This window comes from Nesterenkonia marinintestina (assembly GCF_025420485.1).
GTDB lineage: Bacteria > Actinomycetota > Actinomycetes > Actinomycetales > Micrococcaceae > Nesterenkonia > Nesterenkonia marinintestina.
The window spans coordinates 138,807-165,024 of record NZ_JAOEFD010000002.1; the positions used below are offsets into that span (position 1 = coordinate 138,807).

The 26,218-nt window shown below is 70.4% G+C and carries 22 protein-coding genes; 12 read left to right on the plus strand and 10 right to left on the minus strand.

Going from position 1 to position 26,218, the window contains the following annotated elements; all coding sequences use genetic code 11:
- Window position 1: 1 nt before the first annotated feature.
- On the plus strand, window positions 2-1,348 hold the full coding sequence (locus N7E59_RS02845) for an aminoglycoside phosphotransferase family protein (protein WP_261623400.1): 1,347 nt from the start codon (window positions 2-4) through the stop codon (window positions 1,346-1,348).
- Here the strand turns inward: N7E59_RS02845 and N7E59_RS02850 are convergent.
- The 3 genes from N7E59_RS02850 to N7E59_RS02860 are packed head-to-tail and all read right to left on the minus strand — an operon-like array spanning window position 1,290 to window position 5,316.
- A complete protein-coding gene (locus tag N7E59_RS02850) occupies window positions 1,290-2,006 on the minus strand; it encodes a response regulator transcription factor (protein WP_261623401.1) in 717 nt (238 codons plus the stop codon). The genes N7E59_RS02845 and N7E59_RS02850 overlap by 59 nt on opposite strands.
- Window positions 2,006-3,541 carry a sensor histidine kinase gene (locus N7E59_RS02855; protein ID WP_261623402.1) on the minus strand — a complete coding sequence of 512 codons (1,536 nt, stop codon included), beginning with the start codon at window positions 3,539-3,541 and terminating at the stop codon, window positions 2,006-2,008. The genes N7E59_RS02850 and N7E59_RS02855 overlap by 1 nt, the downstream gene beginning before the upstream one ends.
- Complete coding sequence (locus tag N7E59_RS02860) at window positions 3,541-5,316, minus strand: tetratricopeptide repeat protein (RefSeq protein ID WP_261623403.1); 1,776 nt, start codon at window positions 5,314-5,316, stop codon at window positions 3,541-3,543. The genes N7E59_RS02855 and N7E59_RS02860 overlap by 1 nt, the downstream gene beginning before the upstream one ends.
- Window positions 5,317-5,382: 66 nt before the next feature.
- Between N7E59_RS02860 and N7E59_RS02865 the strand changes: the two genes are divergently transcribed.
- From N7E59_RS02865 to N7E59_RS02875, 3 genes are read left to right on the plus strand one after another with little or no spacing between them, the layout of a single operon-like run.
- Window positions 5,383-6,384, plus strand: coding sequence for a glycine betaine ABC transporter substrate-binding protein (locus N7E59_RS02865; protein WP_261623404.1), 1,002 nt, complete (start codon window positions 5,383-5,385; stop codon window positions 6,382-6,384).
- 59 nt (window positions 6,385-6,443) lie between these two features.
- Entirely contained in the window at window positions 6,444-7,688 is a 1,245-nt protein-coding gene (locus tag N7E59_RS02870; protein ID WP_261623405.1) for a pyridoxal phosphate-dependent aminotransferase, read from the plus strand.
- Between the two features lie 9 nt (window positions 7,689-7,697).
- Window positions 7,698-8,723, plus strand: a complete 1,026-nt coding sequence (locus N7E59_RS02875; RefSeq protein WP_261623406.1) for a PPK2 family polyphosphate kinase — start codon at window positions 7,698-7,700, stop codon at window positions 8,721-8,723.
- A 2-nt stretch (window positions 8,724-8,725) separates the two neighbouring features.
- Here N7E59_RS02875 and N7E59_RS02880 read toward each other — a convergent pair whose 3' ends face one another.
- The gene (locus N7E59_RS02880) at window positions 8,726-9,019 is read right to left on the minus strand and encodes an exodeoxyribonuclease VII small subunit (RefSeq protein ID WP_261623407.1); all 294 of its coding nucleotides are present in this window, start codon (window positions 9,017-9,019) and stop codon (window positions 8,726-8,728) included.
- 52 nt (window positions 9,020-9,071) lie between these two features.
- Entirely contained in the window at window positions 9,072-10,385 is a 1,314-nt protein-coding gene (xseA, locus tag N7E59_RS02885; protein ID WP_261623408.1) for an exodeoxyribonuclease VII large subunit, read from the minus strand.
- A gap of 127 nt (window positions 10,386-10,512) precedes the next feature.
- Between xseA and N7E59_RS02890 the strand changes: the two genes are divergently transcribed.
- The 3 genes from N7E59_RS02890 to N7E59_RS02900 all read left to right on the plus strand — a co-directional run bounded on the left by N7E59_RS02890 (window position 10,513) and on the right by N7E59_RS02900 (window position 14,492).
- Complete coding sequence (locus tag N7E59_RS02890; protein ID WP_261623409.1) at window positions 10,513-11,475, plus strand: hypothetical protein; 963 nt, start codon at window positions 10,513-10,515, stop codon at window positions 11,473-11,475.
- 108 nt (window positions 11,476-11,583) lie between these two features.
- A complete protein-coding gene (locus tag N7E59_RS02895; protein WP_261623410.1) occupies window positions 11,584-12,696 on the plus strand; it encodes a 4-hydroxy-3-methylbut-2-enyl diphosphate reductase in 1,113 nt (370 codons plus the stop codon).
- Window positions 12,697-12,785: 89 nt separating this feature from the next.
- On the plus strand, window positions 12,786-14,492 hold the full coding sequence (locus N7E59_RS02900) for an SLC13 family permease (RefSeq protein WP_261623411.1): 1,707 nt from the start codon (window positions 12,786-12,788) through the stop codon (window positions 14,490-14,492).
- On the opposite strand, the gene N7E59_RS02905 is transcribed toward N7E59_RS02900, so the two are convergent.
- Window positions 14,440-15,654, minus strand: a complete 1,215-nt coding sequence (locus tag N7E59_RS02905) for a DNA recombination protein RmuC (protein ID WP_261623412.1) — start codon at window positions 15,652-15,654, stop codon at window positions 14,440-14,442. The two genes, N7E59_RS02900 and N7E59_RS02905, sit on opposite strands and share 53 nt — an antisense overlap.
- Window positions 15,655-15,765: 111 nt before the next feature.
- Here N7E59_RS02905 and N7E59_RS02910 point away from each other — a divergent pair, with 111 nt between their 5' ends.
- The 5 genes from N7E59_RS02910 to N7E59_RS02930 all read left to right on the plus strand — a co-directional run bounded on the left by N7E59_RS02910 (window position 15,766) and on the right by N7E59_RS02930 (window position 20,045).
- On the plus strand, window positions 15,766-16,509 hold the full coding sequence (locus N7E59_RS02910) for a histidine phosphatase family protein (protein WP_261623413.1): 744 nt from the start codon (window positions 15,766-15,768) through the stop codon (window positions 16,507-16,509).
- A gap of 68 nt (window positions 16,510-16,577) precedes the next feature.
- Window positions 16,578-17,516 (plus strand): ABC transporter ATP-binding protein, encoded by a 939-nt coding sequence (locus N7E59_RS02915; RefSeq protein ID WP_261623414.1) that lies wholly within the window; start codon window positions 16,578-16,580, stop codon window positions 17,514-17,516.
- Window positions 17,513-18,274, plus strand: coding sequence for an ABC transporter permease (locus N7E59_RS02920; RefSeq protein WP_261623415.1), 762 nt, complete (start codon window positions 17,513-17,515; stop codon window positions 18,272-18,274). Before N7E59_RS02915 ends, N7E59_RS02920 begins: the two co-directional genes overlap by 4 nt.
- Before the next feature lie 29 nt (window positions 18,275-18,303).
- Window positions 18,304-19,413 (plus strand): sensor histidine kinase, encoded by a 1,110-nt coding sequence (locus tag N7E59_RS02925; protein WP_261623416.1) that lies wholly within the window; start codon window positions 18,304-18,306, stop codon window positions 19,411-19,413.
- Window positions 19,410-20,045, plus strand: coding sequence for a response regulator transcription factor (locus N7E59_RS02930; RefSeq protein ID WP_261623417.1), 636 nt, complete (start codon window positions 19,410-19,412; stop codon window positions 20,043-20,045). The genes N7E59_RS02925 and N7E59_RS02930 overlap by 4 nt, the downstream gene beginning before the upstream one ends.
- A 65-nt stretch (window positions 20,046-20,110) precedes the next feature.
- Here the strand turns inward: N7E59_RS02930 and N7E59_RS02935 are convergent, their stop codons facing one another.
- The 4 genes from N7E59_RS02935 to betT all read right to left on the minus strand — a co-directional run bounded on the left by N7E59_RS02935 (window position 20,111) and on the right by betT (window position 26,108).
- Complete coding sequence (locus N7E59_RS02935) at window positions 20,111-20,731, minus strand: alpha/beta fold hydrolase (protein ID WP_261623418.1); 621 nt, start codon at window positions 20,729-20,731, stop codon at window positions 20,111-20,113.
- A gap of 83 nt (window positions 20,732-20,814) precedes the next feature.
- The gene (locus tag N7E59_RS02940; protein ID WP_261623419.1) at window positions 20,815-22,374 is read right to left on the minus strand and encodes a GMC family oxidoreductase; all 1,560 of its coding nucleotides are present in this window, start codon (window positions 22,372-22,374) and stop codon (window positions 20,815-20,817) included.
- A gap of 70 nt (window positions 22,375-22,444) precedes the next feature.
- Window positions 22,445-23,926 (minus strand): aldehyde dehydrogenase family protein, encoded by a 1,482-nt coding sequence (locus N7E59_RS02945; protein ID WP_261623420.1) that lies wholly within the window; start codon window positions 23,924-23,926, stop codon window positions 22,445-22,447.
- A gap of 34 nt (window positions 23,927-23,960) precedes the next feature.
- Window positions 23,961-26,108 carry a choline BCCT transporter BetT gene (gene betT / locus N7E59_RS02950; RefSeq protein WP_261623421.1) on the minus strand — a complete coding sequence of 716 codons (2,148 nt, stop codon included), beginning with the start codon at window positions 26,106-26,108 and terminating at the stop codon, window positions 23,961-23,963.
- Between the last annotated feature and the right edge of the window lie 110 nt (window positions 26,109-26,218).

Here is a 26,218-nt window from a genome sequence, read left to right on the forward strand (position 1 = left end):
CGTGCTCGGACGAGACGTCTTCGACGACCCGCACTCCACCGCGCCGCAGCCCGATGACGACGACCCCGTCGGCGGTGCGGGAGACCCCGGCGTCGTCGCGGCTCTGGACAGGCGGCAGCTCGAGTCCGAGCAGCTCGCCCTCCTCCAGTCCTCCGCGGTCTTCGCTCCGGTCCGGACGGCCCTGAGGGACTTCGGCGTCGCCGCGGCCCAGCTGCAGGTCGAGAGCGTCCAGCACCGCCCGGGCGCCGGGGTCACCGGGATCTACCGCGTCGAGGCCGAGGGGGCCGAGGCCGAACGACTCTTCCTGGGTGCCACGACCGAGCCGGTGGACGACCGTGCGGGCGGAGTCGTGGTGGTGGACTCTCCGGTCGGGCTGCTCAGCGTCTGGCGTCACCCCGGGGACCCTGCTCTGCCCGGACTGCATCTGGCGGCCGACCCGGCCGCAGTCATCTCGGAGTGGGGCGAGGGTCGGGCGCTGCGACGGCTGGAGACGGTGAGCTACCGTCCGCTGCGCCGCGCGGTGATCCTCGCCGAGTTCGACGACGGGGATCGCCTCTATCTGAAGGCCCTGCGTCGCGGCGCGGCCGCCCGGCTCGACCACCGTCACCGCATGCTCGCCGCCGCCGGCCTGCCGGTTCCCGTCCCGGCCCGCGGGCCTCGGGCCGAGGTCGTCGCCCTGCCCGACGGCGGCGGCCTCCCCCTGGCGGAGGCCTTCCTCGCCGACGGTGCCGCCGGGGTGGATCCCGGGCTGTTCCTCGACCTGCTCGACGGCCTGCCCGCGGAGGTCATGGACCTCTCGGAGCGGCCCTCATGGACCGACCGGCTGCCCGCCTACGCGGCGGCGGCCTCCTCGGCCCTTCCGGAGTGCGCCGACCGGATCCGCGTGCTGGCCGGTCGGATCGCCGCCGAGCTCCCGCTCACCGAGGCGGGTCCGCTCGTGCCCACCCACGGAGACTTCTACGAGGCCAACATCCTCATGGAGGGGGAGGCGGTCGGCAGTCTGCTCGACGTCGACTCCCTGGGCCCCGGACGGAGGATCGACGACCTGGCCTGCTTCCTCGGTCACCTCGCCGTGCTCCCGGCCGTCGACGCCCGCTACATCCACGTGCCGGAGGCCTTCGCACGCTTCGCCGCGGCGTTCTCCGGGGCCGTCGACGCCCACGGACTGCGGCTGCGCTCCGCCGCCGTCGCCCTGTCCCTCGTCGCCGGCGCGCGCGACGGAGCCCGTCCCGGGTGGGCGCGGGAGGCCGAGCACCGCCTGGACTGTGCGGAGTCGATCCTGGGGCCGGTCAGCCGCGAGCCAGCTCCTCCGCAGTGGCCAGACGATACCCGGCCCCTCGGACGGTGACGATGCGGTCGGCGCCCAGCTTGTTCCTGAGGTAGCGGATGTAGACGTCGACGACGTTCGAGGAGGTCACCGCCGTGGACTCCCACACCAGGTCGAGGAGCTGGTCGCGGGAGAGCACCTGCCGGGGATGTTCGAGCAGCACCTCGGCGAGGGTGAACTCCCTGGCGGACAGCTCCACGGGAGCGTCGTCGACCCAGGCGCGCCGCAGCCGCAGGTCGAGGCGCACCCCCTCATGCTCCAGGGCTTCGGGGAGTTCGACGTCCCCACCGCGGCCGGTGCTCTCCGTGGTCGGAGCCTCCGGCTCCGGCAGGCGCAGCCGGACTCGGGCGACGAGCTCCTCGACCCGAAACGGCTTCGCCATGTAGTCCTGGGCGCCGGAGCTCAGGCCCGTGACGGTGTCCTCCACCGACGAGCGCGCGGTGAGGATGATGACCGGCATGCGGTCCCCGGAGGAGCGGACCCGCTCCAGGACCTGGTAGCCGTCCATGCCCGGCAGACCCAGGTCCAGGATCATCAGGTCGAAGCGATCGTTGGCCAGGGCGACGACCGCCTCCGGTCCGGTCGCTGCGGTGTGCGGGTCGAAGCCGGCCGAGGTCAGTCCCTTGGCGACGAACGACGCGATGCGGGCCTCGTCCTCGACGATCAGGATCCGGTGCATCAGGGTTTCGCCCCCGTCGTGGTCGGATGTGCGGCGGCCCCGTCCTCGGTCGCCCCGTCCGTGCCCGTCCCGTCCTCGGTCGCGGCGGAGCCGTCGGGCAGCGGGATCTCCATGGTGAACCGGGAGCCCGCCTCCGGCACGGAGTCCAGACGCACACGGCCCCCGTGCCCCGCGACGATGGCGGAGACGATGCTCAGCCCCAGCCCGGACCCTTCGGCCCGTGACGCGCCGGCGCCCCGGGCGAAGCGTGTGAAGATCCGCTCCTGATCGGCGGCGGGGATCCCGGTGCCGGCGTCCTGGACCCACAGGTGCAGGACCCGGGCGCCGGAGGGGTCCGCCTCTTCGGCGGAGCCGATCACCACGGTGGAGCCGTCGGGGGAGGACCGGATCGCATTTTGGGCCAGCTGCAGCCAGGCCTGGGTGATGCGTTGGGAGTCGAGTGCGACCGTCGCCGCGGTGCCCACCTGAACGACCCAGTTCCGCGTCCCCAGACGTGCGGCGTTCTCGGCCACCTGCCGGGTCAGGGCCGCGACATCGGTGGGCTCCGGCGACAGGAAGTCGGTGCGTTCGGCCTTGGCGAGGGTGAGGATGTCCTCGACGAGGCGTCCCATGCGGTCGAGCTCCTCCAGGGCCAGCTCGCGCACGGCGGCCACGTCGTCGGGATCCCGCGGGTCGACGAGTTCGAGATGGCCGCGCACGATCGTCAGAGGAGTGCGCAGCTCGTGTCCGACGTCGTCGAGCAGCCGCCGCTGGGAGACCACCGCCGACTCCACCCGGTCCAGCATGGCGTTGACGGTCGTGGTCAGCTCGCCCAGGTCGTCGTGGGTGGTCACCTCGATCCGCCGGGAGACGTCGGACTCGGTGATCGACCGGGCGGTCTCACGCAGCCGCCGCACCGGGGTGAGCATCCGACCGACGGTCAGCCACCCGATGAGCGCGGCGAGCGCCAGCGCGGCCGCGCCGACGGCCGCATAGGTGCCGAACGTGCGGTTGAGGGGGACCATCGCCGCGTCGACGTCGGCGGCGACGACGAACAGGGTCTCCGCCTCGTCCTCGGGCATCAGCACCGGCAGGACCACCGCCCGGTAGGTCGTCTCGTCGGTCTGCACGGTGCGGATGCTCCGCTCGGTGATGGGAGTCTGCTCCTGGACCCACTCGAGCAGCTGCGGGTCCTCGTCGAGTCGGACGCGCTGGTCCCGATGCGGCGTCCAGGTGACCTCCCCCTCGCGCACGGCGATCATCGACTCGTCCTCGGCGAGCATGGTCTGCATCATCGCCGAGTAGATGAGTCGGTCGGCGGTGCTCCATGACTCGCCGGTCTGCGGGTCCGTGCCGGTCTCGGCGAGCTGGACGAACTCACCGGCCGTCCGCTGCAGGGAGCCGTCGATGCCTCGTTGGGTGTCGACGCGCTGCAGCAGGTAGGCCGCACCGCCGGCCAGGATCAGCACCAGCAGGGACACCAGCACCATCGACGCCAGCACACGGGCCCGTACGGGCAGCCGACTGACCGCGCCCCGACGGAGCGGGCGGTCCATCACGCCTCGCCGCGCCGCTTGAGCCGGGTGAGGTCACGCCGCAGGCGGGCCGCCTCCTCCGCCTTGTCCTGACGCATCAGGGCGTCGATCCGAGCCTCGAGGGCCTCGGCCACCAGATCGTGCTCACCGCCGACTTCGGAGACCGCCATCCGCAGGATCGCCTCGGCCTCGTCGGCGCGTCCCATCTGCAGCAGCACCTTGCCGGCGAAGATCTCCGAGTTCGCCCCGGAGCGGACGTCCTCGGCCGCACGGAAGAGGTCCGCGGCGTCCAGGGCGCGGGCCACCGCCTGGGTGCCGCTGCCCATGGCCACCAGTCCGCGGGCGATGGAGTCGGTGATGTCGGCGACCAGCCAGTCGGTGCCGTGGTCGCGGGCCAGCGACAGGGCCCGTTCCAGGTGCGGGGTACCTTCGGCCTCGCCCTCGCGGGTGAGCAGATGGCCCAGCGAGTGGAGGGCCTGCACGAGCACGGCCGGATCGTCGTCGGACTGTTCTGCCAGCTCGAGCCCCATCTCATAGTGCCGCCGTGCGGCGTCGAGCTTGTCCAACGACGCCGAGAGCGCCCCGGCCGCCAGATGCGCCCGGGCCGCCTCGTCGGGCTCGTCGTCGCCGAGGAAGATCTCCGCGGCCTCGCGCCAATGCTCGAGAGCCTCGGTGGGCCGCTTCTGCTGGGCCACAGCGTGGCCCAGCCCCATGAGCGCCTTCCCGCGGGTGGAGGCGTCATCCTGTCCGGCACCTCGGGAGGCGATGCGGTCCAGCACCTGCTCGGCCTCCCGGTACTCGTCGATCTCCAGCAGCTGCTGGCCCAGGGCCAGGGAGAGCACCGCGGCCTCGGGGAACTCGCCGAGCTCGGCCTGCTGCACCGCCACGCGCCAGGCGAGCACGGCCGCCTCGTCCTCATCGACCCCGGAGGCCAGTCCCGCCACGAGCGCGGCGGCCGACGCCGATCCGCGGCGCACGCCGCTGGCGGCGTACAGCTCGGCCGCGGCGACGGCCTCGTCGAGGGCCTCGAGCGTCCGGTCCTCACCATGGTGGACGGTGGCGCGCAGCATCTGCATGGCACCGCGCACCGCACGGTTGGCCGGTCCGGCGAGCACCGACTCGGCGACGCTGAGCGACTCCTCGGACTCACCGGCCAGCAGCAGGGTGTGGGCCAGGAACATCCGTGCTCCGGCCAGCGCCTCCTGGCGTCGGTGGGCCTGCAGGATCTCGCAGCTCTCACGGACCAGAGGCAGCGTGGACTCCGGACCGGAGTCGTGCAGCGTGCGCACCGCCAGGGAGGACAGCACGTCGGCCAGCTCCAGGCTGCCGGAGGACCCGGTCTCGGCGTCCTCGCTCCGCAGCTCCTCGGCCACGCGGGCGAGGATCTCGCCCTCGACGGAGTCGGGCTCGCGCAGGAGCATCGATCCGAGGTCCTCCTCGACGCGTGCCTGGCGGGTGCGACCCATCTCGCGGAGCAGGGCCAGACGCTCGGTCAGCACCGGGGCCGCCGCCTCGGGGTCTCCGCGCATCTCGTGGACGCCGGAGAGCACACGCAGCAGCATCAGACGGTTCTCCGGATCCTGCGCGCCCGGGGCCCGCAGCCCGGCCCGCGCCGCATCGGCCGCGGCGGCGTAGCGCTCGCCGTAGGCCGCCTCATAGGCCAGATCGATCCACCCGCGTGCGGTCTCGGCCGAGGCTTCGGTGACCTGCGGAGCGTGCAGCAGCGCCTTCAGACGTGTGGCCAGAGCCGCTGTGCCGGGCATCTCCACCTGGGGGTCTGCTGATTCACCGGTCATCCTCACCAGCCTACGGCACCGGCTGAGCATGTGAGGTCGCCGATTCGCGGCCGTAGAATGGCCGCCATGACTTCTTCGGGCTCTGCGACCGTGCGGGCCGCGGCGGCGCGCACGGCGGGGGCCCTGTTCGTGTCCTCCTGCGTCCTCACCGCCTGCGGCGGACCACCGTCGGGGTCCGAGCCCACCGGTGACGAGGCGGAGGACGCCTGGCAGATCGGCGTGGGCTCCGATCCGGTCGACCAGGCTGTGGCCTACGCCTACTCCCTGGCGCTGAACTCGCGGGATTCGCCGTCGGTGGTCGAGGTGGATGAGGGCTCCTCGGCGGCGCTGGCCGCGGGTCTCGCCGACGGGTCTGAGGGCGCGGCCGACCTCGTCGTCTCCCGCACCCTCCCGCTGGCGGAGGAGGTCGCACCGGAGGACTTCGCCGATCTGGCCGAACCCGACGGCGGCACCGCGGCGGCGACGGTGACCTCGGAGGACCTCACCACCCTGATCGACGACGCGCTGGACGGGGCGAGTCTGCTCGACCCCTCGGCCGGCCTGCTCGACAGCGCCCTGGTGATCACCGGCGTCGGCGCCGAGCTGCAGGGCGTGGACCCCTCCGGCGCGGAGGACGCGGAGTCCTTCGCCGATGCCTGCGACGGGCTGAGCATCGGGGTGGACGAGTCCCTGCCGGACCTCGAGGAGCGGCTGGAGGAGGCCTACGGCTGCACCCCCTCCGAGCTCGTGACGGCCGAGCCGGACGACCTGATCGATCAGCTGATCACCGCGGAGCTCGACGGCGTCGTGGTCTCCTCCTCGTCCCCGCAGATCGTCGACTACGCCCTCGTCGTGGTCGAGGACTCCCGCGGGGCGTTCCCCACCGAGCAGTACGTACCCGTCGCGGAGGACTCGATCGCCGAGGACGTCCCCGACGTCGCGTCCGAGGTGTCGGAGTCCCTCGACCAGGAGGCCCTCACCCTCATGAGGCGCCTGCTCGACGGACCTGACGGGCTGGCACCGGAGGAGGCCGCCGAGTACTGGCTCGTGGAGGAGGAGATCATCGCCGCTCCCGACGGGTGGGACTGATCCGGCGCGTCCGAGCGATGATGTTCCCCGCGGCCGAAGTCATGAGGCAGTATTGGGCCATGGAACAATTCCGCGATTTCCTGCAGTCCGAGAAGCTGCGCGGCGTGCGCTACGACGTGCGGGGCCCCATCGCCGATGAGGCGGCTCGGATGGAGGCGGCCGGGCACAGGATCACCAAGCTGAACATCGGCAATCTGGCGCCCTTCGGCTTCGAGGCGCCCGACTCGATCCTGGTCGACATGATCAAGAATCTGCCCCAGGCGCAGGGGTACTCGGAGTCGCAGGGGATCTATACCGCCCGCACAGCGGTCGCCCAGTACTACCAGACCCGTGGGATGACCGACGCCGACGTCGAGGACGTGATCCTGGGCAACGGCGTCTCCGAACTCATCACCATGGTGCTGCAGGCCATGCTCAACCCCGGCGACGAGGTCCTCATCCCGGCTCCGGACTATCCGCTGTGGACCGGGTCGACGACCTTCTGCGGCGGTCGTGCGGTCCACTACATCTGCGACGAGGAGAACCACTGGTACCCGGACCCGGAGGAGATCGAGTCGAAGGTCACCGACCGCACCAAGGCGCTGGTGATCATCAACCCGAACAACCCCACCGGTGCGGTGTACCCCCGGCACATCCTGGAGGCGCTGGTCGACATCGCCCGCCGGCACAACCTCATCCTGCTCTCGGACGAGATCTACGAGAAGATCACCTACGACGACGCCGAGCACGTGAACGTCTGCACCCTCTCCGACGACGTGTTCACCATCACCTTCTCCGGACTCTCGAAGACCTGGCGGGTCGCCGGGTTCCGCTCCGGCTGGATCTACATGTCGGGGCCCAAGCAGCGCGCGAAGAACTACCTCGAGGGTCTGACCCTGCTGTCCAACATGCGGATGTGCCCGAACGTGCCGGCGCAGCACGCCATCCAGACCGCACTGGGCGGGTACCAGTCCATCAATGACTTCATCGAGCCCGGCGGTCGGCTCTACGAGCAGCGCAGCACGGCGTACCACATGCTCTCCCAGATCGAGGGCGTGACCGTGGAGCAGGCCGACGGCGCCCTCTACCTGTTCCCCCGTCTCGACCCCGAGATCTACCCGATCCCCAACGATGAGAAGTTCGTCATCGAGCTGCTCCGGCAGCAGAAGATCCTGGTCTCCCACGGACGGGCCTTCAACTGGATCGACGATCAGCACTTCCGCCTGGTCACCCTCCCTGCGGTGGAGGAGCTCGAGATGGCCATCGAAGGCATCTCCGACTTCCTGGCCGCCTACCGCGACGCCCACGCCCGAGTCAGGGTCTGAGGTCCTCCGATGAGCGCCGGGATCCATGCCGAGGCCGCTGAGGGGCTGCCCTTCGACGGAGATCCCCGACGGCTCTGGCGGGCCTCGCAGTCCGAACCGGAGGGGGAGGCCCCGGACCTCGATGCGATCTCCACACGTCGTCGCCGCGGTTTCGACGGCGGTCGCCGGAAGGGCCGGAAGCGGCTCGCCCGCCGTGCCGAGGTCCTGGCCGACCAGCAGGAGCTGCTGTGGGCCCATCGGGTCGCCGGAGACCCCGAGGCGGTGCGCGCGCTCGAGGTGGATCTGGCCGCCCGCGTGCCCCGGAGATCACCGGGGGAGACCCGGCGGCTGGGCGAGCTGGTCGACGAGGAGGCGCTGTCACGGCTCTCGGCACTGGAGCGCGGCCCCCGCGTGCTGCTCGTCCTGCAGGGGATGGACGCCTCCGGCAAGGGCGGAGCGGTGAAGCACGTCGTCGGGTCCATGGACCCGCTCGGGATCGCCGTCACCGGCTTCGGCGCTCCGACCGCCCAGGAGCGGTCGGAGCACTATCTGCGACGGATCATGCGTCGTCTCCCGGCGGTGGGCGAGATCGGCGTCTTCGACCGGTCCCACTACGAGGATGTGCTGGTCCCGGCGGTGACCGGATCCCACCCGCAGGCCGAGGTCGAGCGCCGCACGGAGGCCCTCGGCCTGTTCGAGCGCGAGCTGGCGCGGCTCGGATTCGTCATCGTCAAGGTCTTCCTGCACCTGTCGCCCGAGGAGCAGCTCGACCGGCTGGCCTCCCGGCTGGACCGTCCCGAGAAGCACTGGAAGTATCACCCCTCCGACGCCGACGCGCGGGCGGACTTCGACGACTATCGCCGCGCCTATGCGCAGGTCATCGGTGCGACGGACGAGGACTGGGCACCCTGGCACATCGTCCCGGCGGACCGGAAGTGGTACTCCCGTCTGGCGATCCAGGAGCTGCTCATCGCCGCACTGACGGACCTCGGGCTCGAGTGGCCCGAGGCCGAGTTTGACGTCGAGACCGAGCGGGAACGGCTGCTGAGCAGCTGAGGCTACTGCCCCGCCGACCCGCCCTCAGCCTCGTCGGCGTCGGAATCGGCGGAGTCCAGGTCACGGCGGACCTCCTCGAGACGTGAGCGCGCCCCGTCGAGCCACCGTTCGCAGCGATCGGCCAGCGCTTCGCCGCGCTGCCACAGCGCCAGCGACCTCTCCAACGGCACGCCACCGGTCTCCAGCTGCTGCACCACGGTGACGAGCTCCTCACGCGCCTGCTCGTAGCTCATCGACTCGACGTCGTCGGTGCGCATCGGGGCGAATCCGGTCTCGTCGGGCTGGTCCTCGGTCATCGTTCTCCTCAGGTGGGGTCAGGTCGGGTTCGGTTCGGCGGCTCGGGGGCTCTCAGCCCTCGAGGGTCCGCAGCGCGCGTGCGGTCAGCTCGCCCTCGGCCACCATGATCCGCAGCGGTGCGCGGGCGGGGACCTCGTCGGCGTCCCGGACGATCTCCCAGCCGGTCCGCGTCCGCGGGGCGCCGTCGTCGTCGAGGGCGTCGCCCTGTCCGTGCTGCTGGACCACCGCGTAGCCCCGGTCGAGGGTCGACTGCGGCGACAGCGCGGTCACTCGGGCGCGCGCGGCCTCGACCCAGTCGTGGGCGCGGCTGAGCTGCGACTCCATGGAGATCAGGGCGCGTCGCCGCAGTCCGGCGAGTTCGTCGGCGCGGACGGTGACCATCGTCTCCGGACGGGCCATCACGGGCCGCGACCGCACCGAGTCCAGCCATTGGCGCTCCCGACCGATCAGCCGCTCCACGCCGGCCGACATCCGGGAGCGCGCCTGGGCGAGGGCCTCACGCTCCTGGGACTCCTCGACCACCAGCAGCTTCGCGGCACCGGTCGGGGTGGACGCGCGGACGTCGGCGACCTCGTCGAGCAGGGGCCTGTCGGCCTCATGGCCGATCGCCGAGACCACAGGGGTCGTCACCTCGGCGACCGCGCGGACGAGCCGCTCGTCGGAGAACGGCAGCACGACCTCCTCCAGAGCCCCTCCGCCTCGGGCGACGACGATGACGTCCACCCCGGGGTCCGCATCGAGCTCCGTCAGCGCGGCGACGATCTCCTGGGGTGCGGAGACCCCTTGGACCGCGACCTCCCTGACCTCGAACTCGGCGGCGGCCCACCGGGCCCGGGTGTTGCGGAGGATGTCCTTCATCGCGTCGGAGGCGCGGCCGGTGATCAGCCCGATCCGCCCCGGCAGCACCGGCAGCGGCCGCTTGCGCTCCGGTGCGAAGAGCCCTTCCGCGGCGAGCTGCTTCTTCAGCTGCTCCACACGGGCGAGCAGGTCGCCCAGGCCCACGGGGCGCATCTGCTCGGTCACCAGGGACAGACGGCCGGACTTCTCGTAGAGGTTGGGGCGGACCTGTGCGACGACGCGCGAACCGGGTGCGACCAGCCCGTCGATGGCCGAGGCGGTACGGCGCCAGGCCACCGCGGTGAAGGAGACCTCCTGCTCCAGGTCCCGCAGGGTCATCCAGGCGTTGCCGCGGCGCACCGTGAACTCCACGAGCTGCCCCTCGACCCAGGTGGCCGGGACCCTCTCGATGTGGGCCTTGAGCTTGCCGGAGAAGTGGCTCAGCGGCCAGGGGTTCTCAGCCGTGGTCTCGACGGAGGATCCGGGCAGGGCGGAGCGCGGCGGCTGGTGCGTCTCGGCGTCGTCCAACGGGGGTCCCTCCCACCGGCCGTACAGGTCGGCCCGGTATCCTCGGCTGCTGTCGCGGCCTCTGTCCGACAACTCTACTCATGACCGTCCGGCGCGGTCGGTGATCTCCACAGGTAAGGACGGGTCCATGCGCCACCTGCTCAGCGTCCTGAGTCTGCTCGCCGCCGCCGTGCTGGCCGCGGCCGCGCTGGCCGGACACCAGGTGGACGCCCTGCTGCACGACGAGGAGCCGATCCGTGAGATCGCCGGGGACATCCCCGCGCAGTCCGACTTCGGCGAGGCCGCCGGCGACCTCGTCGTCGAGGAGGTCGACGAGCAGCTGCCGGTCTCCCTGCCGGGCGGGATCGACGGGGCCGTGCGCAGCACGGTGGCCTCGATGCTGGACTCCGCCGAGACCGACGCCGCCTGGGACGAGGTGCTGCAGGACACCCGCGGCGACGTCGCCGTCCGGCTCGAGCGGATCTTCGCCGACGGCGGAGGGGCGCAGGACATGGACCTCCGGGTCGACCTGAGCCCCGTGGTGGAGGCGATGACCTCGCAGCTGCGCGAGGACCTCTCCTCGGGCTTGGGGTGGCTGCCGGGGGTGGATGAGTCCAGCTTCGACGGGCTGGCTCCCGAGGTGGTGGTGGACCTCGACGCCGGACTCGACGAGGACGCCGACCCCTACACCTGGGCGACGGTGGCCCAGCTGAGCGGGTTCTGGCCGGCCTACGCGCTCGGCTCCGCGGTCCTGCTGGTGCTCGGGGCGGTCGTCGGTCGGGGTCGCATCCGGTGGATCGGACTCACCTCAGCCGGCCTGCTGACCGCCGCCCTGGGCCTCTGGTTCGGCCTGGTGCCGGCCTCCCCGCAGTTCGACCGTCCGCCCGAGCTCTCTGAGGCGGCCGCGGCGATCCTCGGCCACGTCGAGACCGGCTTCCGTCAGTGGGCACAGCCGGCCTGGTGGATCTTCCTGGGGACCGGGGCCGTCGTCGTGGTGGTGGGGCTGCTCGGTGCGGCGCTGAGCCCCGGACGCGGGTCTGAGCGGCGTCGCCGTCGCCGGACGGCGCAGGTCCCCACCGACCCTGAGCACGCGCACCTGGCCAGGGTCTGACCGGCGGTGCGCAGGGAGGTCCGCAGGGAGGTCCGCAGGGTGGTTCGCGGCGGGCCCGGTCTGCGGACGGCCTGCAGGCGACCCCGACCGGCCGGTAGAATCGGGCGCATGACTACCCCTGCGACGTCGGACGCCCCCGCACGCCCCAAGCATGTGTCGATCCCGACGCCGATCGTCCCGCCGAAGCGACGCTCCCCCGAGGAGGTCGCCGCGGCCTCCACGTTCTCCGGGGACCGGAAGGTCCTGCTGGCCGCGCCGCGGGGCTACTGCGCCGGTGTGGACCGGGCCGTCGTCGCGGTGGAGAAGGCCCTGGAGCGGTACGGCCCGCCGGTCTACGTCCGCAAGGAGATCGTGCACAACCGCCACGTGGTGGAGACGCTGACCGAACGGGGCGTGGTCTTCGTCGAGGAGGCCGATGAGGTGCCCGAGGGCGCACTCGTCGTCTTCTCCGCCCACGGGGTCTCCCCGGCGGTGAAGGAGATCGCCGAGGAGCGCGGCCTGCAGACCATCGACGCCACCTGCCCCCTGGTGACGAAGGTCCACCGGGAGGCGGTGCGCTTCGCCAAGCAGGACTACGAGATCCTGCTCATCGGCCACGACGGCCACGAGGAGGTCGAGGGCACCTACGGTGAGGCTCCCGCGCACACCACGATCGTCAACGGCCCCTGGGAGGTCGACCAGATCGAGGTGAAGGACCCCGACCGCCTCGTCTGGCTCTCCCAGACCACCCTCTCGGTGGACGAAGCCATGGAGACGGTGACTCGGCTGAAGGAGCGGTTCCCCAACCTGCAGGATCCGCCCAGCGACGACATCTGCTACGCCACCTCCAACCGTCAGGCCGCCATCAAGAAGGTCGCCCCGGGCTCTGACCTGGTCATCGTGGTCGGTTCGGCGAACTCGTCGAACTCGGTGCGGCTGAAGGAGGTCGCGCTGGAGTACGGAGCCGCACGCGCCGAGCGGGTGGACTTCGCCGCGCAGATCGACGAGGCGTGGTTCGAGGATGCGCAGACCATCGGCGTGACCTCCGGCGCCTCCGTGCCGGACGTGCTGGTCGCCGAGGTGCTGCGCCTGCTCGAGGAGTACGGCTACGGCGACGTCGAGGAGATCGTCACCGCCGAGGAGGACATCGTGTTCTCCCTGCCGAAGGAGATCCGCAAGGCCCTGCAGGAGGTCGAGGCGAACGACGACATCGGTCGGGGCGGACGGCGCTCCAGCCGCTGACCTGCGCGCTCCGCCACGCTCCCCGCGGTGGCCTCCCGTAGACTGTGCGCGGTATCACGTACCGAGGGAGCACTGCGAGGGGAGCAGAGATGGCGCAGAGGAAGTCCAGGGTCACCGGTGACCACCTGAAGAAGTATGACCCGGGTCGGCGTGCGGCCGAGGACGAGCGGGAGCTCTCCGACGGCGCACGTTCCGAGCCCCCCGCCCGGACCACCCTGATCCGGCGGATCATCGGGCTGCTCGGCGGCGTGCTCGGCGCGCTGCTGATCTTCACCCTCATGCCGGGGGACCTCGACGTCTGGCCCCGGCTGACCGCCGCCACCGCAGTACTGATGGCCGTGTGGTGGATGACCGAAGCGATTCCGATCCCCGCCACGGCGCTGCTGCCGCTGGTCATCTTCCCGGTCTTAGTGCCGGCCGCAGAGACCGAGGAGGGGGCCGGCGTCGCCGTCGACGACATCGGGGCCTCCTACGGCAACAACATCATCTTCCTGTTCATGGGCGGGTTCATGCTCGCCCTGGCCATGCAGCGCTGGAACCTGCACCGGCGGATCGCGCTGGGCACGCTGCGACTGATGGGATCGAAGCCGGTCAACCTCATCGCCGGGTTCATGATCGCCACCGGATTCATCTCCATGTGGGTCTCCAACACTGCCACTGCGGTGATGATGCTGCCCATCGGCGTCTCCGTCCTCATGCTGGTCAACCGGGTGATGAAGGAGGAGGGCCAGGACCTCGAAGGCGGGTCCGACGCTGATCGGAGCGTTGAGGACGGGGACGCGGAGACCGGCGACGCCGAAGCCTCCGGCGAAGAGGTCACCACCCAGCAGCCGGTGAAGTCGAACTTCGGCACCGCCCTGATGCTCGGCATCGCCTACGCCGCCTCCGTCGGCTCGGTCGGCACCATCATCGGCACGCCGCCCAACACGCTCCTGGCCGGTCACATGGCCTCGGAGCACGACATGAACATCGGCTTCGGCCAGTGGATGCTGGTCGGCGTGCCGATCGCGATCATCATGCTCATCGCGACCTGGTTCCTGCTCACCAAGGTCCTCTTCCGCCCGGAGATCAAGGAGGTCCCCGGCGGCGCGGACCTGATCCGCGGCGAACTGGACAAGCTCGGCCCCATGAGCAGCGGCGAGAAGCGGGTGCTGGCCGTCTTCGTGCTGGCCGCGCTGTCCTGGGTGTTCATCCCGCTGATCTCCGAGTACCTGATGGGTCTCGAGGACCCGTTCATCTCCGACGCCGGAATCGCCATGGCCGTCGCGGCCCTTCTGTTCCTGCTCCCCGGCGGAGCCGCCAAGGGGGTCCGCCTGCTCGACTGGGAGACCGCGGCCAAGCTGCCCTGGGGCGTGCTGCTGCTCTTCGGCGGCGGGCTGGCGCTGTCCAGCCAGTTCTCCGGCTCGGGTCTGTCCGAGTGGCTCGGAACCCAGGTGGAGGGTCTGGCCGGCGTGCCGCTGTGGGTGCTGGTGCTCGTCGCCGCCGCAGGCATCCTGCTGCTGACCGAGATGACCTCGAACACGGCCACCGCCGCGACCTTCCTTCCGGTCGCCTCCGGTGTGGCGATGGGAACCGGAGTGGAGCCGCTGATGCTGGCGGCCCCCGTGGCGCTGGCCGCGACCTGCGCCTTCATGCTGCCGGTGGCGACCCCGCCGAACGCGATCGCCTACGGCTCCGGCTATGTGACCATCGGTCAGATGGTGCGCGGCGGCATCTGGCTGAACCTCGTCGCCGTGGTTGTCATCACCATGGCTTCGATGACTCTGCTGGTGTGGGTGTTCGGTCTGAGCTTCTGACCGACAGCTCCTCACGGGTGAGGCCCCGCACCTCGGCGTCGATCAGGCGCGAGGGCGGGGCCTCACCCGTGTCGTCGTCGTCGGTGCTCTCGTCCTCACTCCCGTCGGACGCGGCGCGGACCTCGAGCGCACGCATCCGCTCCACCTGCGGGAAGACGCTGCGCTCCAGGGAGCCCACGAGCCTGTTGTACTGCTCCACCGAACGGCCCAGGGCACGTCCCAGCTGGTCCAGATGCCCGCCGAGGGTGCTCAGACGCTGATGCAGCACCCGGGAGGCCTCCACCACCGCACCGGCGTTCTGCGCCATCCGTTCGTGCCGCCACGCCGCCGCCACCGCCTTGAGGGCGGCCAGCAGCGAAGCCGGCGAGACGAGGCTGACCCCGCGCGTCATGGCGTGGTCCAGCAGACCCGGATCCGCCTCCAGGGCCGAGGACAGCAGCGACTCGGCGGGAACGAAGCACAGCACCACCTCGGGAGACAGGTCGACCGCCTCCCAGTAGCGCTTCCGCGCCAGCTCCTCGACCCGGGACCGCAGGGCCTTCGCCTGGGCGAAGGCGTCGTCCGGTGCCAGCGGGGCCTTGGCGTCGAGCACCAGCTGGCGCTCCCCGGGGAGGTGGACCACCAGGTCCGGGCGCAGCGTGGCCCCGTCGACGTCGGTGCCCGTGTGCTGCTCGACGAAGTCGACGTGGGGGAGCATGCCGGCGGCTTCGACGACTCTGCGCAGCTGCACCTCGCCCCAGTGGCCGCGGGCGGAGGTCGAGTGTAGGCTGCCCATCAGGGCGCGGGTCGACTCGATGATCAGCTGGTCCGACTTCGCCGCGGTGCTCAGCTGCTCCGCCAGCGCGCTGTGCTGGGCGACCCGGTCCCGCTCCATGGACTGCATCTGCTGCTGCATCGTCGCCAGGGACTGACGCACCGGGATGAGCATCTCGATCAGCGATTCCCGCTCAGCGTCCCGCTCGGCCTCGGCCGCGTCCTCGGAGTCCCGCTGAGACGTCAGTAGCCGAACCTCCGCCTCCGAGGCGGCCAGCCGTTCGCGCAGTCCGGCCACCTCCTGCGGATCCGGACCCGCGGTCCGTGACCGTCGCAGGGCCAGCAGGGCGAGGGCCGCGCCGAGGATCAGGCCGATCAGAGCACCGAGGGCGAACGTCAAGAACTCCATGGGCCCAGCATGGCACCGGCCTGTGACACGATGAACTGCGACACCCGTCCACCGTTCGTCCACCGTCCGTGCACCATCCGTGCGACCGCCCGTCGAAAGGGACCCCGGCCCATGATCCGCGTGATTCTCTGCCGTCACGGCGAGACCGACTGGAACCGCGACCACCGGCTGCAGGGCCACTCGGACATCCCCCTGGCGGAGAGCGGGCGGCGCCAGGCCGCGGCCACGGGCGCCTTCGTCCGCGCGCAGAGCCCGCGGCTCGGTCACGTCTCCTCTCTGGTCCGCACCCAGCAGACCTATGAGGAGTTCGGTCTCGGGGCGGCGGGGTTGGAGACCCCGCCGCAGGTGTGGGACGAGCTGAGGGAGCAGAACCTCGGGGTCTGGGAGGGCGCCTACGCGGCCGAGGTCCGCGACGCCTCCCCGCAGAACTTCGCCGCCTGGCGCTCCGGCGGCTTCACCCCCGAAGGCGGAGAGACCCAGGAGGCCCTGGCCGAGCGGATGGGCCGGGCGTTCTGCGAGATCGTCCGGCAGACCGCCGCCGTCGAGCCGACCGAATCCCCGGACCTGAGCTTCGGGGTCCGCACCGCGGTGGCCGTGTCCCACGGTGCCGCGCTGCGCGTGCTCTTCGAGTCGATGGGGATCATCGACCGCAGCCGGTTCATCCCGCTGACCCCGGCCTCGGTGACGATGATCGATGTGCCCCTCACCGACGGTCCGCTCTCCAGCTCGCTGCCTCGCGGAGGGGTGGAGTCCGAGGACCTCGCCGAGGCGGTGGCCGCGCTGAGCGATGAGGACATCCGGTCCCATGCACGGCTGCGCGTGCTGAACCTGTCACCGGAGCTGCTGGCCCCCTGACATTCGTCATGGCCGTCCCGTGACACAGGGTATGGGGACGGGTCGACTCTGTGGCGGAGACTTGAGCCATGGACATCACACCGCACACCTCGGATCGTCCACCGATGGTCGCCGTCGACTCGGTCACCCGCAGCTTCCACGGGGCCGGGGGCCGGATCGTCGCCGTGGACGACGTCTCACTGACCGTGGAGCCGGGGGAGGTCGTCGCCGTCCTAGGACCGAACGGGGCGGGGAAGACCACCCTGCTGGACATGGTCCTGGGTCTCAACACCCCCGAGCGCGGCAGCATCCGCGTCGACGGGATCACTCCGAAGCGGGCCGTGCAGGGAAGCCGCGTCGGAGCTCTGCTCCAGACCGGGGGACTCCTGCCCGACCTCACCGTCGCCGAGACGGTCCGGATGATCGCCGCCCTGCACCGGCACCACACGCCGGTCGAGCAGGTCATGGACACGGCGGGGCTGACCGGCATCGCCGGCCGTCGTGTGGGCAAATGCTCGGGAGGTGAGCAGCAGCGGGTGAAGTTCGCGCTCGCCCTCCTGCCGGATCCCGCTCTGCTGATCCTCGATGAGCCGACCGCAGGCATGGACGTCTCCGCCCGGCATGAGTTCTGGCAGCGCATGCACGCCCAGGCGGACGCCGGGACCACGGTCCTCTTCGCCACCCACTATCTGGAGGAGGCCGAGCAGTTCGCTCGGCGCACCGTGCTGATGGGTGCCGGTCGCATCATCGCCGACGGGCCGACGGACGAGGTGAGGGCGCAGGCCGCCTCGGCCCATGTCACCGTCACCTGGTCTCCCACGGCGGAGCAGCTCGACGGACTTCCCGCAGTCGCCTCCTCCGAGGTGATCGGCACCCAGGTGCGGATGCGCACCGACGACGCCGACACGCTGGCCCGGCACCTGCTGACCCGCACCGACGCCTACGGCATCACCGTGACCCAGGCATCCCTCGAAGAGGCGTTCATGACGCTGACCGGGGCTGAGACGACGAAGGAGACCCAGCGATGAGCCTCATCACCTTCATGGCCATGGACTTCTGGCGGAACCTGCGGAACGTGGGCAACTCGTTCTTCGTGATCATGCTGCCCACCGCGCTCTACATCTTCTTCGGCGTGAACACCGGGTGGGCGGATGAGTCCATCGGAGACGGCAACGTCAGCGCGTGGACCATGATCGCCATGGCCTCCTACGGTGCGGCGATGGCGACGACGTCGCTGGCCGGCGCCGCCGCCGTCGAGCTGCAGCAGGGCTGGGGTCGTCAGCTGGCGATGACGTCGCTGCCGCATGGGATGTACGTGGTCTCCAAGACGGTGACCGCGCTGATCATGGCCGCATGCGCGGTGCTCGTGCTCAACGTGGTTGGCCTGTTCACCACCGCGGAGATGTCCGCAGCGGTGTGGTGGCAGACCGCGGCCCTCACCGTGGTGGGGTCGCTGCCGTTCGCCCTCTACGGGCTGGTCGCCGGGCTGGCCTTCCGGTCCGACGCCGCCGTCGGTGCGGCCTCCGGGTTCCTGGTGATCCTCGGCTTCCTCGGCAACGCGTTCGCCCCCCTGGACGGTGCGCTGCTCGACTTCGCCCGCTTCACTCCGATGTACGGGACCGTTGCACTGGCCCGCTACCCGCTGACCGACGGGGACGGGGTCACGATGGCCGGTGCGCAGTACACCGATCCGCTCTGGGGCATCCTGCTCAACGTCGCCGCATGGGCGTTGGTCTTCGGAGTGCTGTGCCTGCTGCTGGGTCGCCGGGCCACCATGCGACGATGAGAGCGGCGGCCGCAGACGAGGGGAGGGTCATGAGCCCGACGACCGAGATCGATGAGGAGCCGCGCGCCGATCGGCTGGGCATGGTGTACGCCGCGGTCTGGCTGATCTTCCTGCTCCCGGTGGTGATCGGCATCCACTATGTCCAGGACGACTGGGGTCCCAGAGTCTACGGCTACCTGATGATGGCGGTCTTCGTCGCGGTCTATATGTCGCTCATGGCCCGGTGGGTTCCGATCGCCGAGAGGGGACGGTGGCCGAGGGCCTCGCGGCTCGCGGCGGGGGTGGCCGCGCTCCTGGTGCTCGTGGGACTCATAGGTCTCGTCGCAGAGGCCTATGTGGCCGGACTGACCCCGTACCTGGCCGCGCTGGTGGTCTTCACCCAGCGCCCGCGATCCGGGATCCCCGTCGGCGTGGCCCTGTGGCTGGTGCCGACGCTGTTCGTCGCCCTGGTCTGGGAGTTCCCCTCGTGGTGGCTCGTGGCCGGTCCCGGGATCGGAATCCTGTTCATCTGTGTGATCCGTATGACCGAGCACTACGCGGAGCGGGATCGACGGGTCGGTGATCAGCTGCGGCAGGCGCAGGAGCGAGACGCGATCGCCCGGGACGTGCACGACGTGCTGGGCCATTCCCTGACCGTCCTGTCCATCAAGGCCCAGCTGGCGAACCGGCTGATCGACATCGATCCCGATCGTGCCCGTGGGGAGCTGCGGCAGATCGACGAGCTCGCCCGTGAGGCGCTGAGCCAGGTCCGGAGCACGGTGACACGGCTGCGCACGCCTGAGCTGGAGACCGAGATCGAGTCGGTGCGTTCGGCTCTCGACGCCGCCGGCGTGGATTTCGACCTGGACGCTGAGGCGGATCCGGCGGAGATCGCGGATCCGGACCGGATGCTCGCGTGGACGCTGCGCGAGGCGGTGACCAATGTGCTCCGTCATGCTCGGGCGCAGAGGTGCCGGGTGGAGCTGACGGCCGGACGGATCAGCATCAGCGACGACGGCGTCGGGCTGCCCGCCGATGCGGGGACGGCCGCGGGCAACGGGCTGCGCGGTCTGCGGGAGCGTGCCCAGGCCGCCGGTGCACGCCTCGAGGCCGGCCCCGGGAACGACGGGGCGGGGACGAGAGTCGAGGTACGGCTGTGACGGTCCGGGACGGAAGGGAGGCCGGGACCATCCGGCTGCTGCTGGCCGACGATCAGGATCTGGTGCGCGGAGGGCTCGCGGCCCTGCTGTCGCTCGAGTCGGACCTGGAGGTCGTCGCGGAGGTCGGCCGCGGGGACGAGGTCCGGGACGCGGTGCGGGAGCATGCTCCGGATGTGGCCCTGCTGGACATCGAGATGCCCGGGCTCGACGGGATCGAGGTGGCCCGTGAGCTGAGCAGTTCGGGGTCGCCGTGTCGGAGTCTGATCGTGACCACCTTCGGACGGCCGGGGTACCTGCGTCGTGCGATGGACGCCGGTGCCTGCGGCTTCGTCGTCAAGGACACTCCGGCCGCACAGCTGGCGCAGATGGTGCGGCGCGTGGCGGCGGGGGAGCGGGTCGTGGACCCGGCGCTCGCGGCCGACTCCCTGGCCGGCGGCATCAACCCGCTGACCGAGCGGGAGCGCGAGGTGCTGCGCGCGGCCCGCGAGGGCGGGACCACTCGGAAGCTCGCCCAGAGGCTGCACCTCTCGGACGGGACGGTGCGGAACCACCTGTCCTCGGCGATCGGCAAGACCGAGGCCGACAACCGTCACGACGCCGTGCGCATCGCGGTGGACCGCGGCTGGCTGTGACCCGACCCGCAAACTCCCCCGCGATGGCTCCCAGTCCGCCGCAGGTGATCGACCCGGGCAGCGCGTCAGAGGAGCTCGTCGACGGCGTCGGCGAACGATCGCGGAGCATCCGTCATCAGTTCATGGCCGCCGCCACGGACCAGACGCAGCGTGGCTCGGGGAAGCGCGCGATACAGGGCCCGGCTGGCCGGAAGATTCGCAACGTCCCTGAGGCCGCAGAGGATCTGGGACGGGGCAGTGATCCTCGTCAGATCGTCCCGGAGATCTGATGCGGCGGCGATGCGGAGAAGCCGGAGCAGCGCAGCCTTGTCCACCGCGTCGGACAGTCCGAGCCACGGTTCCGGCACGAACCGCTGAAGCGTCCGCTGCACGGCCATGATGCGAGGGTCGGGTCGGAACTGGCTGCCGCTGAGCAGCAGACCGTCGACCCGTTCGGGATGCTGCGCGGCGAACCGTGTGGCGATCATACCTCCCAGCGAGAGACCGACCAGCACGAACGTGTCTGCACCGGCCTCGTCGAGATGCGCCTCAAGCTGCTCAGCCGCGGCGTCGATGTCGTCGACCGTTCTGCACAGCTCCGCGGACGAGAACGGCAGGCAGCGGCGACCGGGCAGCAGTCTGATCACCTCGTCCCAGGCCGAGACGTCCTGTCCTGCTCCGGCGATGAGGACCACGGTCGAGCTCACAGTCTCATAGTGACACGGCCGGTCCCCGCGGCACACCGCAGGGGACCAGCCGTCTCAGCTGGGACTCGGGGAGGGGGCTCCGCTCAGGTGCGGTCGGCCCTGATGAGGTCGGCGGCGCGCTCACCGATCATCATCGTGGTGATGTTCGGGTTCACCGTCACCAGCTCAGGCATGACCGAGGCGTCGGCCACGCGCAGCCCGGTGACGCCCTTGACCTTCAGTGTCGGGTCCAGCGGCGACATCACGTCGTCCTCGGCCCCCATCTTCACCGTGCAGGCCGGGTGGTAGACGGTGTTGTGGGTCTTCTTCACGTACTCGCCCAGGGCTTCGTCGGAGGTGACCTCGGCGCCGGGGAACAGCTCGCGGCCGGCCCACTCGGACATCGCCGGCTGGGCGACGATCCTCCGCGCCAGTCTGATCCCCTCGACGGCGACCCGCAGGTCGTGGCCCTCGGAGTCGGTGAAGTACATCGGGTCCACCTTGGGCTTGTCGCGGTAGTCGACCGAGCTGAGCCGGACGGTGCCGCGGGCCTTCGAGTGGGTGATGTTCGGCGTCAGGGCGAAGCTGTTCTCCGAGGTGGGGTAGCCCTGACGCAGGGTGTGCATGTCGAAGGGCACGGCCCCGTAGTGCATCATCAGGTCGGGGCGGTCCAGCCCGTCTTCGGTGGGGGAGAAGATCCCGACCTCCCACCACTGGGTCGACTCGGTGGTCATCGGCTGCGCCGCCTCCCACCCGATGACGGCCTCCGGGTGGTCCTGGAGGTTCGAGCCCACGCCGGGGGAGTCGACGAGCACATCGATCCCGATCTCCTCCAGATGCTCGGCGGGGCCGATGCCGGAGAGCATGAGCAGCTTCGGGGAATCGATCGCACCGGCGGAGACGACGACCTCGCGGTTCGCCGACACGACGTGGCTGCGGCCGAAGGCGTCGTCCACGACCTCCACGCCGGTGGCCCGCGCGGATTCGTCGATGATGATGCGCTTCACCCAGGAGTCGGTGAGGATGGTCAGGTTCTCGCGGTCGACCACCGGGTGCAGGTAGGACACCGACGACGAGGCCCGGGTCCCGTCCTCCCTCCGGCTGATCTGGAAGAAGTTGGCCCCGTTGACCACCGTCTCTCCGGAGTTGAACGGGGTGCGGGGGATGCCCGCCTCCTCGCAGGCCTCGAGCAGGGCCACACCGCACGGGTCGTTCGGCGGCACGTCCATCAGATGGACCGGGCCGGACCGGCCGTGGTGGTCCCCCTCGGCGGTGTTCGTCTCCAGCCGCCGGAACAGCGGGTAGCAGTTCTCGGCGTTCCAACCGGTCGCACCCATCTCCTCCCACTCGTCGAGGTCCTCCTTCGGCGCCCAGAAGGCGATGCAGGAGTTGTGGGAGGAGCATCCGCCGAGCACCTTGGCCCGTGCGTGGCGCATGAACGAGTTGCCGTTCTTCTGCGGCTCGATGGGGTAGTCCCAGTCGTAGCCCGACTCCAGCAGCTCGGGCCAGCGGTTGAGCGTGAGGACGACGTCCTTGTCGGCATCGGTGGGTCCGGCCTCCAACAGGGCCACCGTGACGTCGGCGTCCTCGCTCAGTCGGGCGGCGACGGCCGCGCCGGCGGACCCGCCGCCGACCACGACGTAGTCATAGGTGTGCTCGCTCATACGGTCTTCTCCTTCGTATGCGGTGTGCTGATCTGCGGGCGGGGCGGCGGGAATCTCCGCCGCCGCCCCCTCACGCCCGGGGGTCGGCGAAGTCGCCGGCCGGTGCAGGCTCGGTGTTCTCCCAGATGTGCTTGGTCTCGCGGTACTCCTCCAGCCCGGCCAGACCGAGCTCGCGGCCCACGCCGGACTGCTTGAATCCGCCCCACTCGGCCTGCGGCACGTAGGGGTGGTAGTCGTTGATCCAGATCGTGCCGTGGCGCAGCCGCGAGGCCACCCGGTGGGCGGTGCCGCGGTCCGAGGACCACACAGCCCCGGCCAGCCCGTACTCGGTGTCGTTGGCCAGGGTGACGGCCTGCTCCTCGGTGGAGAACGTCTCGACGGTGATGATCGGACCGAAGCCCTCTTCGACGAGGACGCTCATGCCACGCTCCACCTGGTCCAGCACGGTGGGGGCGTAGAAGTAGCCGCCGGAGTGCTCCTCGCCGCCCCAATGGCCTCCCGCGCGCAGGCGCGCGCCCTCTGCCACACCGTCCTCGACGTACTTCGTGATGAGGTCGCGGTGGGCCGCCGAGATGAGTGAGCCGGTCTCCGCGTCCTCGTCGAACGGTCCGCCCATCCGGATGGCCTCGGCGCGGCGCACCAGCTCGTCGGTGAAGGCCTCGGCGATCGTGTCCTGGACGATCACGCGTCGACCCGCTGAGCACACCAGGCCCGCACCGACGTAGCCGCCGGAGACCGCGTTGTCGACGGCGGCCTCGAAGTCGGCGTCGGCGAAGATGACGTTCGGGTTCTTGCCGCCGAGCTCCAGGGCGACCTTCTTCACCGTCTCCGCTGCCGCCGCGGCGATCTTCCGTCCGGTGACCACGCCGCCGGTGAAGGAGACGAGGTCGACGTCCGGGTGTGAGGACAGCGGCGCCCCGGCCTCCGCCCCGGCGCCGAGGACGAGGTTGCCGACGCCGGCGGGCAGGCCGAGCTCCTCGAGCATCTGCATGGTGAGGATCGCGGTGTGCGGGGTCAGCTCGGCCGGCTTCAGGACGAACGTGTTGCCCGCGGCCAGCGCGGGGGCGATCTTCCAGGCGGCCTGGAGCAGGGGAAAGTTCCACGGAGTGATCATTCCGCAGACGCCGACCGGCTCGTGGACGACCCTGGAGACGATCTTCGGGTCTCCGGCGTCGACCAGACGGCCCGGGTCGGCGTCGGCGAGCTTCCCGAAGTGCTGGAAGCAGCCGATGATGTCGTCCATGTCGAATTCGGCGTCGACCAGCCGCTTGCCGGTGTCCAGGGCCTCGGCGCGGGCGAACTCGTCCCTGCGCTCGGAGATCCGGTCGGCGACCTTCAGCAGCAGGTCTCCGCGCTCACGGGCCGGGGTGTCGGACCAGACCCGCGACTCGAAGGCCCGCTTGGCGGCGGCGATGGCCTTCTCGGTGTCCTGGGCCGAGGCCTCGGCGACGACACCGACCTGACGGTCGAAGTCGGCCGGGCACCAGATCGTGCGGGTCTCGCCGGAGGCGGCGGGGACCCACTGACCGTCGATGTACAGCGTGGCGCTCATAGTTCGATTCCTCACTCCTCGTGTCAGGACTGTGTCAGGACTTCTTCTCGACCACGTCGGCGTCGTGCCACTCGTCGGGGACCTCGGCCTCGTCGCCGAGCGCCGCGCCGTCCTTCCCGGACATGGCCAGGAACCGCAGGTGGTGCTCGTAGTTGTCGAGGATGTCTGCGATGATCTGTTCCTTGGTGTAGCCCATGATGTCGTGACCGCGGGACCCTGTGGCGGAGAAGATCTCCACCCGATAGTAGACGTCTCCGACGGTGCCGAGGTTGGCCGCGAAGCTGGGCGGCGAGTACGCCACGGGGTATACCTGATACTTGAACTCCGTGGTCTCGTGGAAGTGCACGTGCAGGTCCGCGGTGGGGATCCCGGACTCGGGAGCGTGCCCGTGCGAGCAGCTGACGTCGGCGCCCTGGGCCTGCAGCTCGGCGGCGACCTCGTCCAGGGCGGGCGCGGCCACCTCTTCGACGAACGTCTTCACCCTGGCGGCCGAGGGGAACTCCATGTGACGGGCCAGGCGCTGGCGCCAGCTGCCGCGGTCCCCGGGCTCCGGCATGCGGCCGGAGAGCAGGGTCGGAAGCACCGCATCGTGGGACTCCATGTTGAGCCGCTCGGCGCGCAGCACCTTCCACAGGCCGAACATGATCAGGTACACCACGACGGACAGCGGAAGTCCGACCATGACCGTGGCCGCCTGGAGCGTATAGACACCGTCGATGAACAGCATCGCCAACGTCAGTGCGCCGGTGAGGACCGCCCAGACGATGCGCAGCCAAGAGGGCCCGTCGGAGTCGGTCGTGGACGGCTTCGACGTCATGTTCGCCATGACCAGGGCGCCGGAGTCGGCGGAGGTCACGTAGAACAGCATGCCGGTGATCACGGCCAGGCTGACGGTGAAGGTGGCCCCTGGGTACTGCAGCAGGAGGGTGTAGAAGCCGGACTCCGGTGCCTCGACGGCCTCGGTGAGGAAGGCTTCTTCACCGGCGCGGAAGAAGGTCAGCGCCCCGTTCCCGAAGATCGAGATCCACAGCAGGATGAAGGTGAACGGGATCAGCAGGACGCCGAAGACGAACTGCCGCAGCGTGCGGCCGCGGGAGATGCGGGCCAGGAACAGGCTGACGAACGGGGCCCAGGCGATCCACCAGGCCCAGAAGAACAGGGTCCAGTCCGCCATCCATTGGTCGGACGGGTATCCCTCAGCCCCCTCGGTGTAGGCGAAGGTGTTCAGCATCATCGAAGGGAAGCGGGAGAAGAAGTCGCCGATGTTCTGGACCAGTGCGTTGAGCATGTGTGTGGTCTGGCCGGATAGCACGACCCACAGCATCAGGACCACGGCCAGGACGACGTTGAGCTCGGAGAGGCGACGGATGCCCTTCTCGACTCCGGAGACCGTGGACAGGATGGCGATGAACACCGCGACGGCCATCAGCGCGACCTGCACGGCGGTCGACTGCGGGATGTCGAAGATGGTGGAGAGTCCGTAGTTCAGGAAGACCACGCCGATGCCCAGTGAGACGGAGATGCCGAAGATGGTGCCGATCGTGGCCGCAATCTCCACTGTGTGCCCGACTCCGCCGTGGATCCTGCGCCCGACGATGGGTGCCAGGGCCGAGCGGATGCTCAGCGGCAGGTGGTAGCGGTAGGCGAACAGCCCGAACGCCATCCCCATCAGGGCGTACATGGCCCAGCCGGGGATCCCGTAGTGGAAGATCGTCCAGATCGGGGCCATACGGGCCGCCTCGTCCGAGAGCTCGGCCACGTCGGGAGGGGTGAGGAAGTTGGTCGCCGGTCCGGAGATCCCGAAGAACATCAGGTCGACACCGATGCCGGCGGCGAAGAGCATGGCCGCCCAGGTGAACAGGTTGAACCGAGGTTTGGAGTGGTCCGGTCCCAGCTTGACCTGTCCGACCTTGGACGTCGCGACCACCAGGACGAAGACGACGACGATCCCTGCGGTGAGGACGTAGTACCAGCCGAAGTGTTCGGCGACCCAGGCCATAGAGCCGAATATGACGGTCTCAGCCTGACTCGGGAAGATCATGGCCCAGGCGACGAACCCGACGATCACAGCTGCCGAACCGATGAAGACCGGTGGGTTGATCGGGGAGCGGCGCGGCCCCGGCGCCGCCGTCGGCTCCGGTCCGTCAGACTCCTTCGTCGTGGGTTCGCTGGCCTCTGCCATGGGACGTCCTTCCTGGCTCTCGATGCAGTTGGTGTGAAGTTCTGTGGTCACGGTGCTGCGTGGTCTCTCCCATGACGAGGCAGGGCGACGTCTCGGAGGGCGCAACACGT

What these genes read in the sequence shown, in the direction of transcription:
- N7E59_RS02915 (WP_261623414.1), top strand. Translation starts at nt 16,578, where the DNA reads ATGGACATCACACCGCACACCTCGGATCGTCCACCGATGGTCGCCGTC.
- N7E59_RS02910 (WP_261623413.1), top strand. Translation starts at nt 15,766, where the DNA reads ATGATCCGCGTGATTCTCTGCCGTCACGGCGAGACCGACTGGAACCGC.
- betT (WP_261623421.1), bottom strand. Translation starts at nt 26,108, where the DNA reads ATGGCAGAGGCCAGCGAACCCACGACGAAGGAGTCTGACGGACCGGAG.
- N7E59_RS02890 (WP_261623409.1), top strand. Translation starts at nt 10,513, where the DNA reads ATGCGCCACCTGCTCAGCGTCCTGAGTCTGCTCGCCGCCGCCGTGCTG.
- N7E59_RS02900 (WP_261623411.1), top strand. Translation starts at nt 12,786, where the DNA reads ATGGCGCAGAGGAAGTCCAGGGTCACCGGTGACCACCTGAAGAAGTAT.
- N7E59_RS02940 (WP_261623419.1), bottom strand. Translation starts at nt 22,374, where the DNA reads ATGAGCGAGCACACCTATGACTACGTCGTGGTCGGCGGCGGGTCCGCC.
- N7E59_RS02875 (WP_261623406.1), top strand. Translation starts at nt 7,698, where the DNA reads ATGAGCGCCGGGATCCATGCCGAGGCCGCTGAGGGGCTGCCCTTCGAC.
- N7E59_RS02905 (WP_261623412.1), bottom strand. Translation starts at nt 15,654, where the DNA reads ATGGAGTTCTTGACGTTCGCCCTCGGTGCTCTGATCGGCCTGATCCTC.
- N7E59_RS02865 (WP_261623404.1), top strand. Translation starts at nt 5,383, where the DNA reads ATGACTTCTTCGGGCTCTGCGACCGTGCGGGCCGCGGCGGCGCGCACG.
- N7E59_RS02895 (WP_261623410.1), top strand. Translation starts at nt 11,584, where the DNA reads ATGACTACCCCTGCGACGTCGGACGCCCCCGCACGCCCCAAGCATGTG.
- N7E59_RS02855 (WP_261623402.1), bottom strand. Translation starts at nt 3,541, where the DNA reads ATGGACCGCCCGCTCCGTCGGGGCGCGGTCAGTCGGCTGCCCGTACGG.
- N7E59_RS02880 (WP_261623407.1), bottom strand. Translation starts at nt 9,019, where the DNA reads ATGACCGAGGACCAGCCCGACGAGACCGGATTCGCCCCGATGCGCACC.
- N7E59_RS02925 (WP_261623416.1), top strand. Translation starts at nt 18,304, where the DNA reads ATGAGCCCGACGACCGAGATCGATGAGGAGCCGCGCGCCGATCGGCTG.
- N7E59_RS02860 (WP_261623403.1), bottom strand. Translation starts at nt 5,316, where the DNA reads ATGACCGGTGAATCAGCAGACCCCCAGGTGGAGATGCCCGGCACAGCG.
- N7E59_RS02870 (WP_261623405.1), top strand. Translation starts at nt 6,444, where the DNA reads ATGGAACAATTCCGCGATTTCCTGCAGTCCGAGAAGCTGCGCGGCGTG.
- N7E59_RS02920 (WP_261623415.1), top strand. Translation starts at nt 17,513, where the DNA reads ATGAGCCTCATCACCTTCATGGCCATGGACTTCTGGCGGAACCTGCGG.
- N7E59_RS02850 (WP_261623401.1), bottom strand. Translation starts at nt 2,006, where the DNA reads ATGCACCGGATCCTGATCGTCGAGGACGAGGCCCGCATCGCGTCGTTC.
- N7E59_RS02945 (WP_261623420.1), bottom strand. Translation starts at nt 23,926, where the DNA reads ATGAGCGCCACGCTGTACATCGACGGTCAGTGGGTCCCCGCCGCCTCC.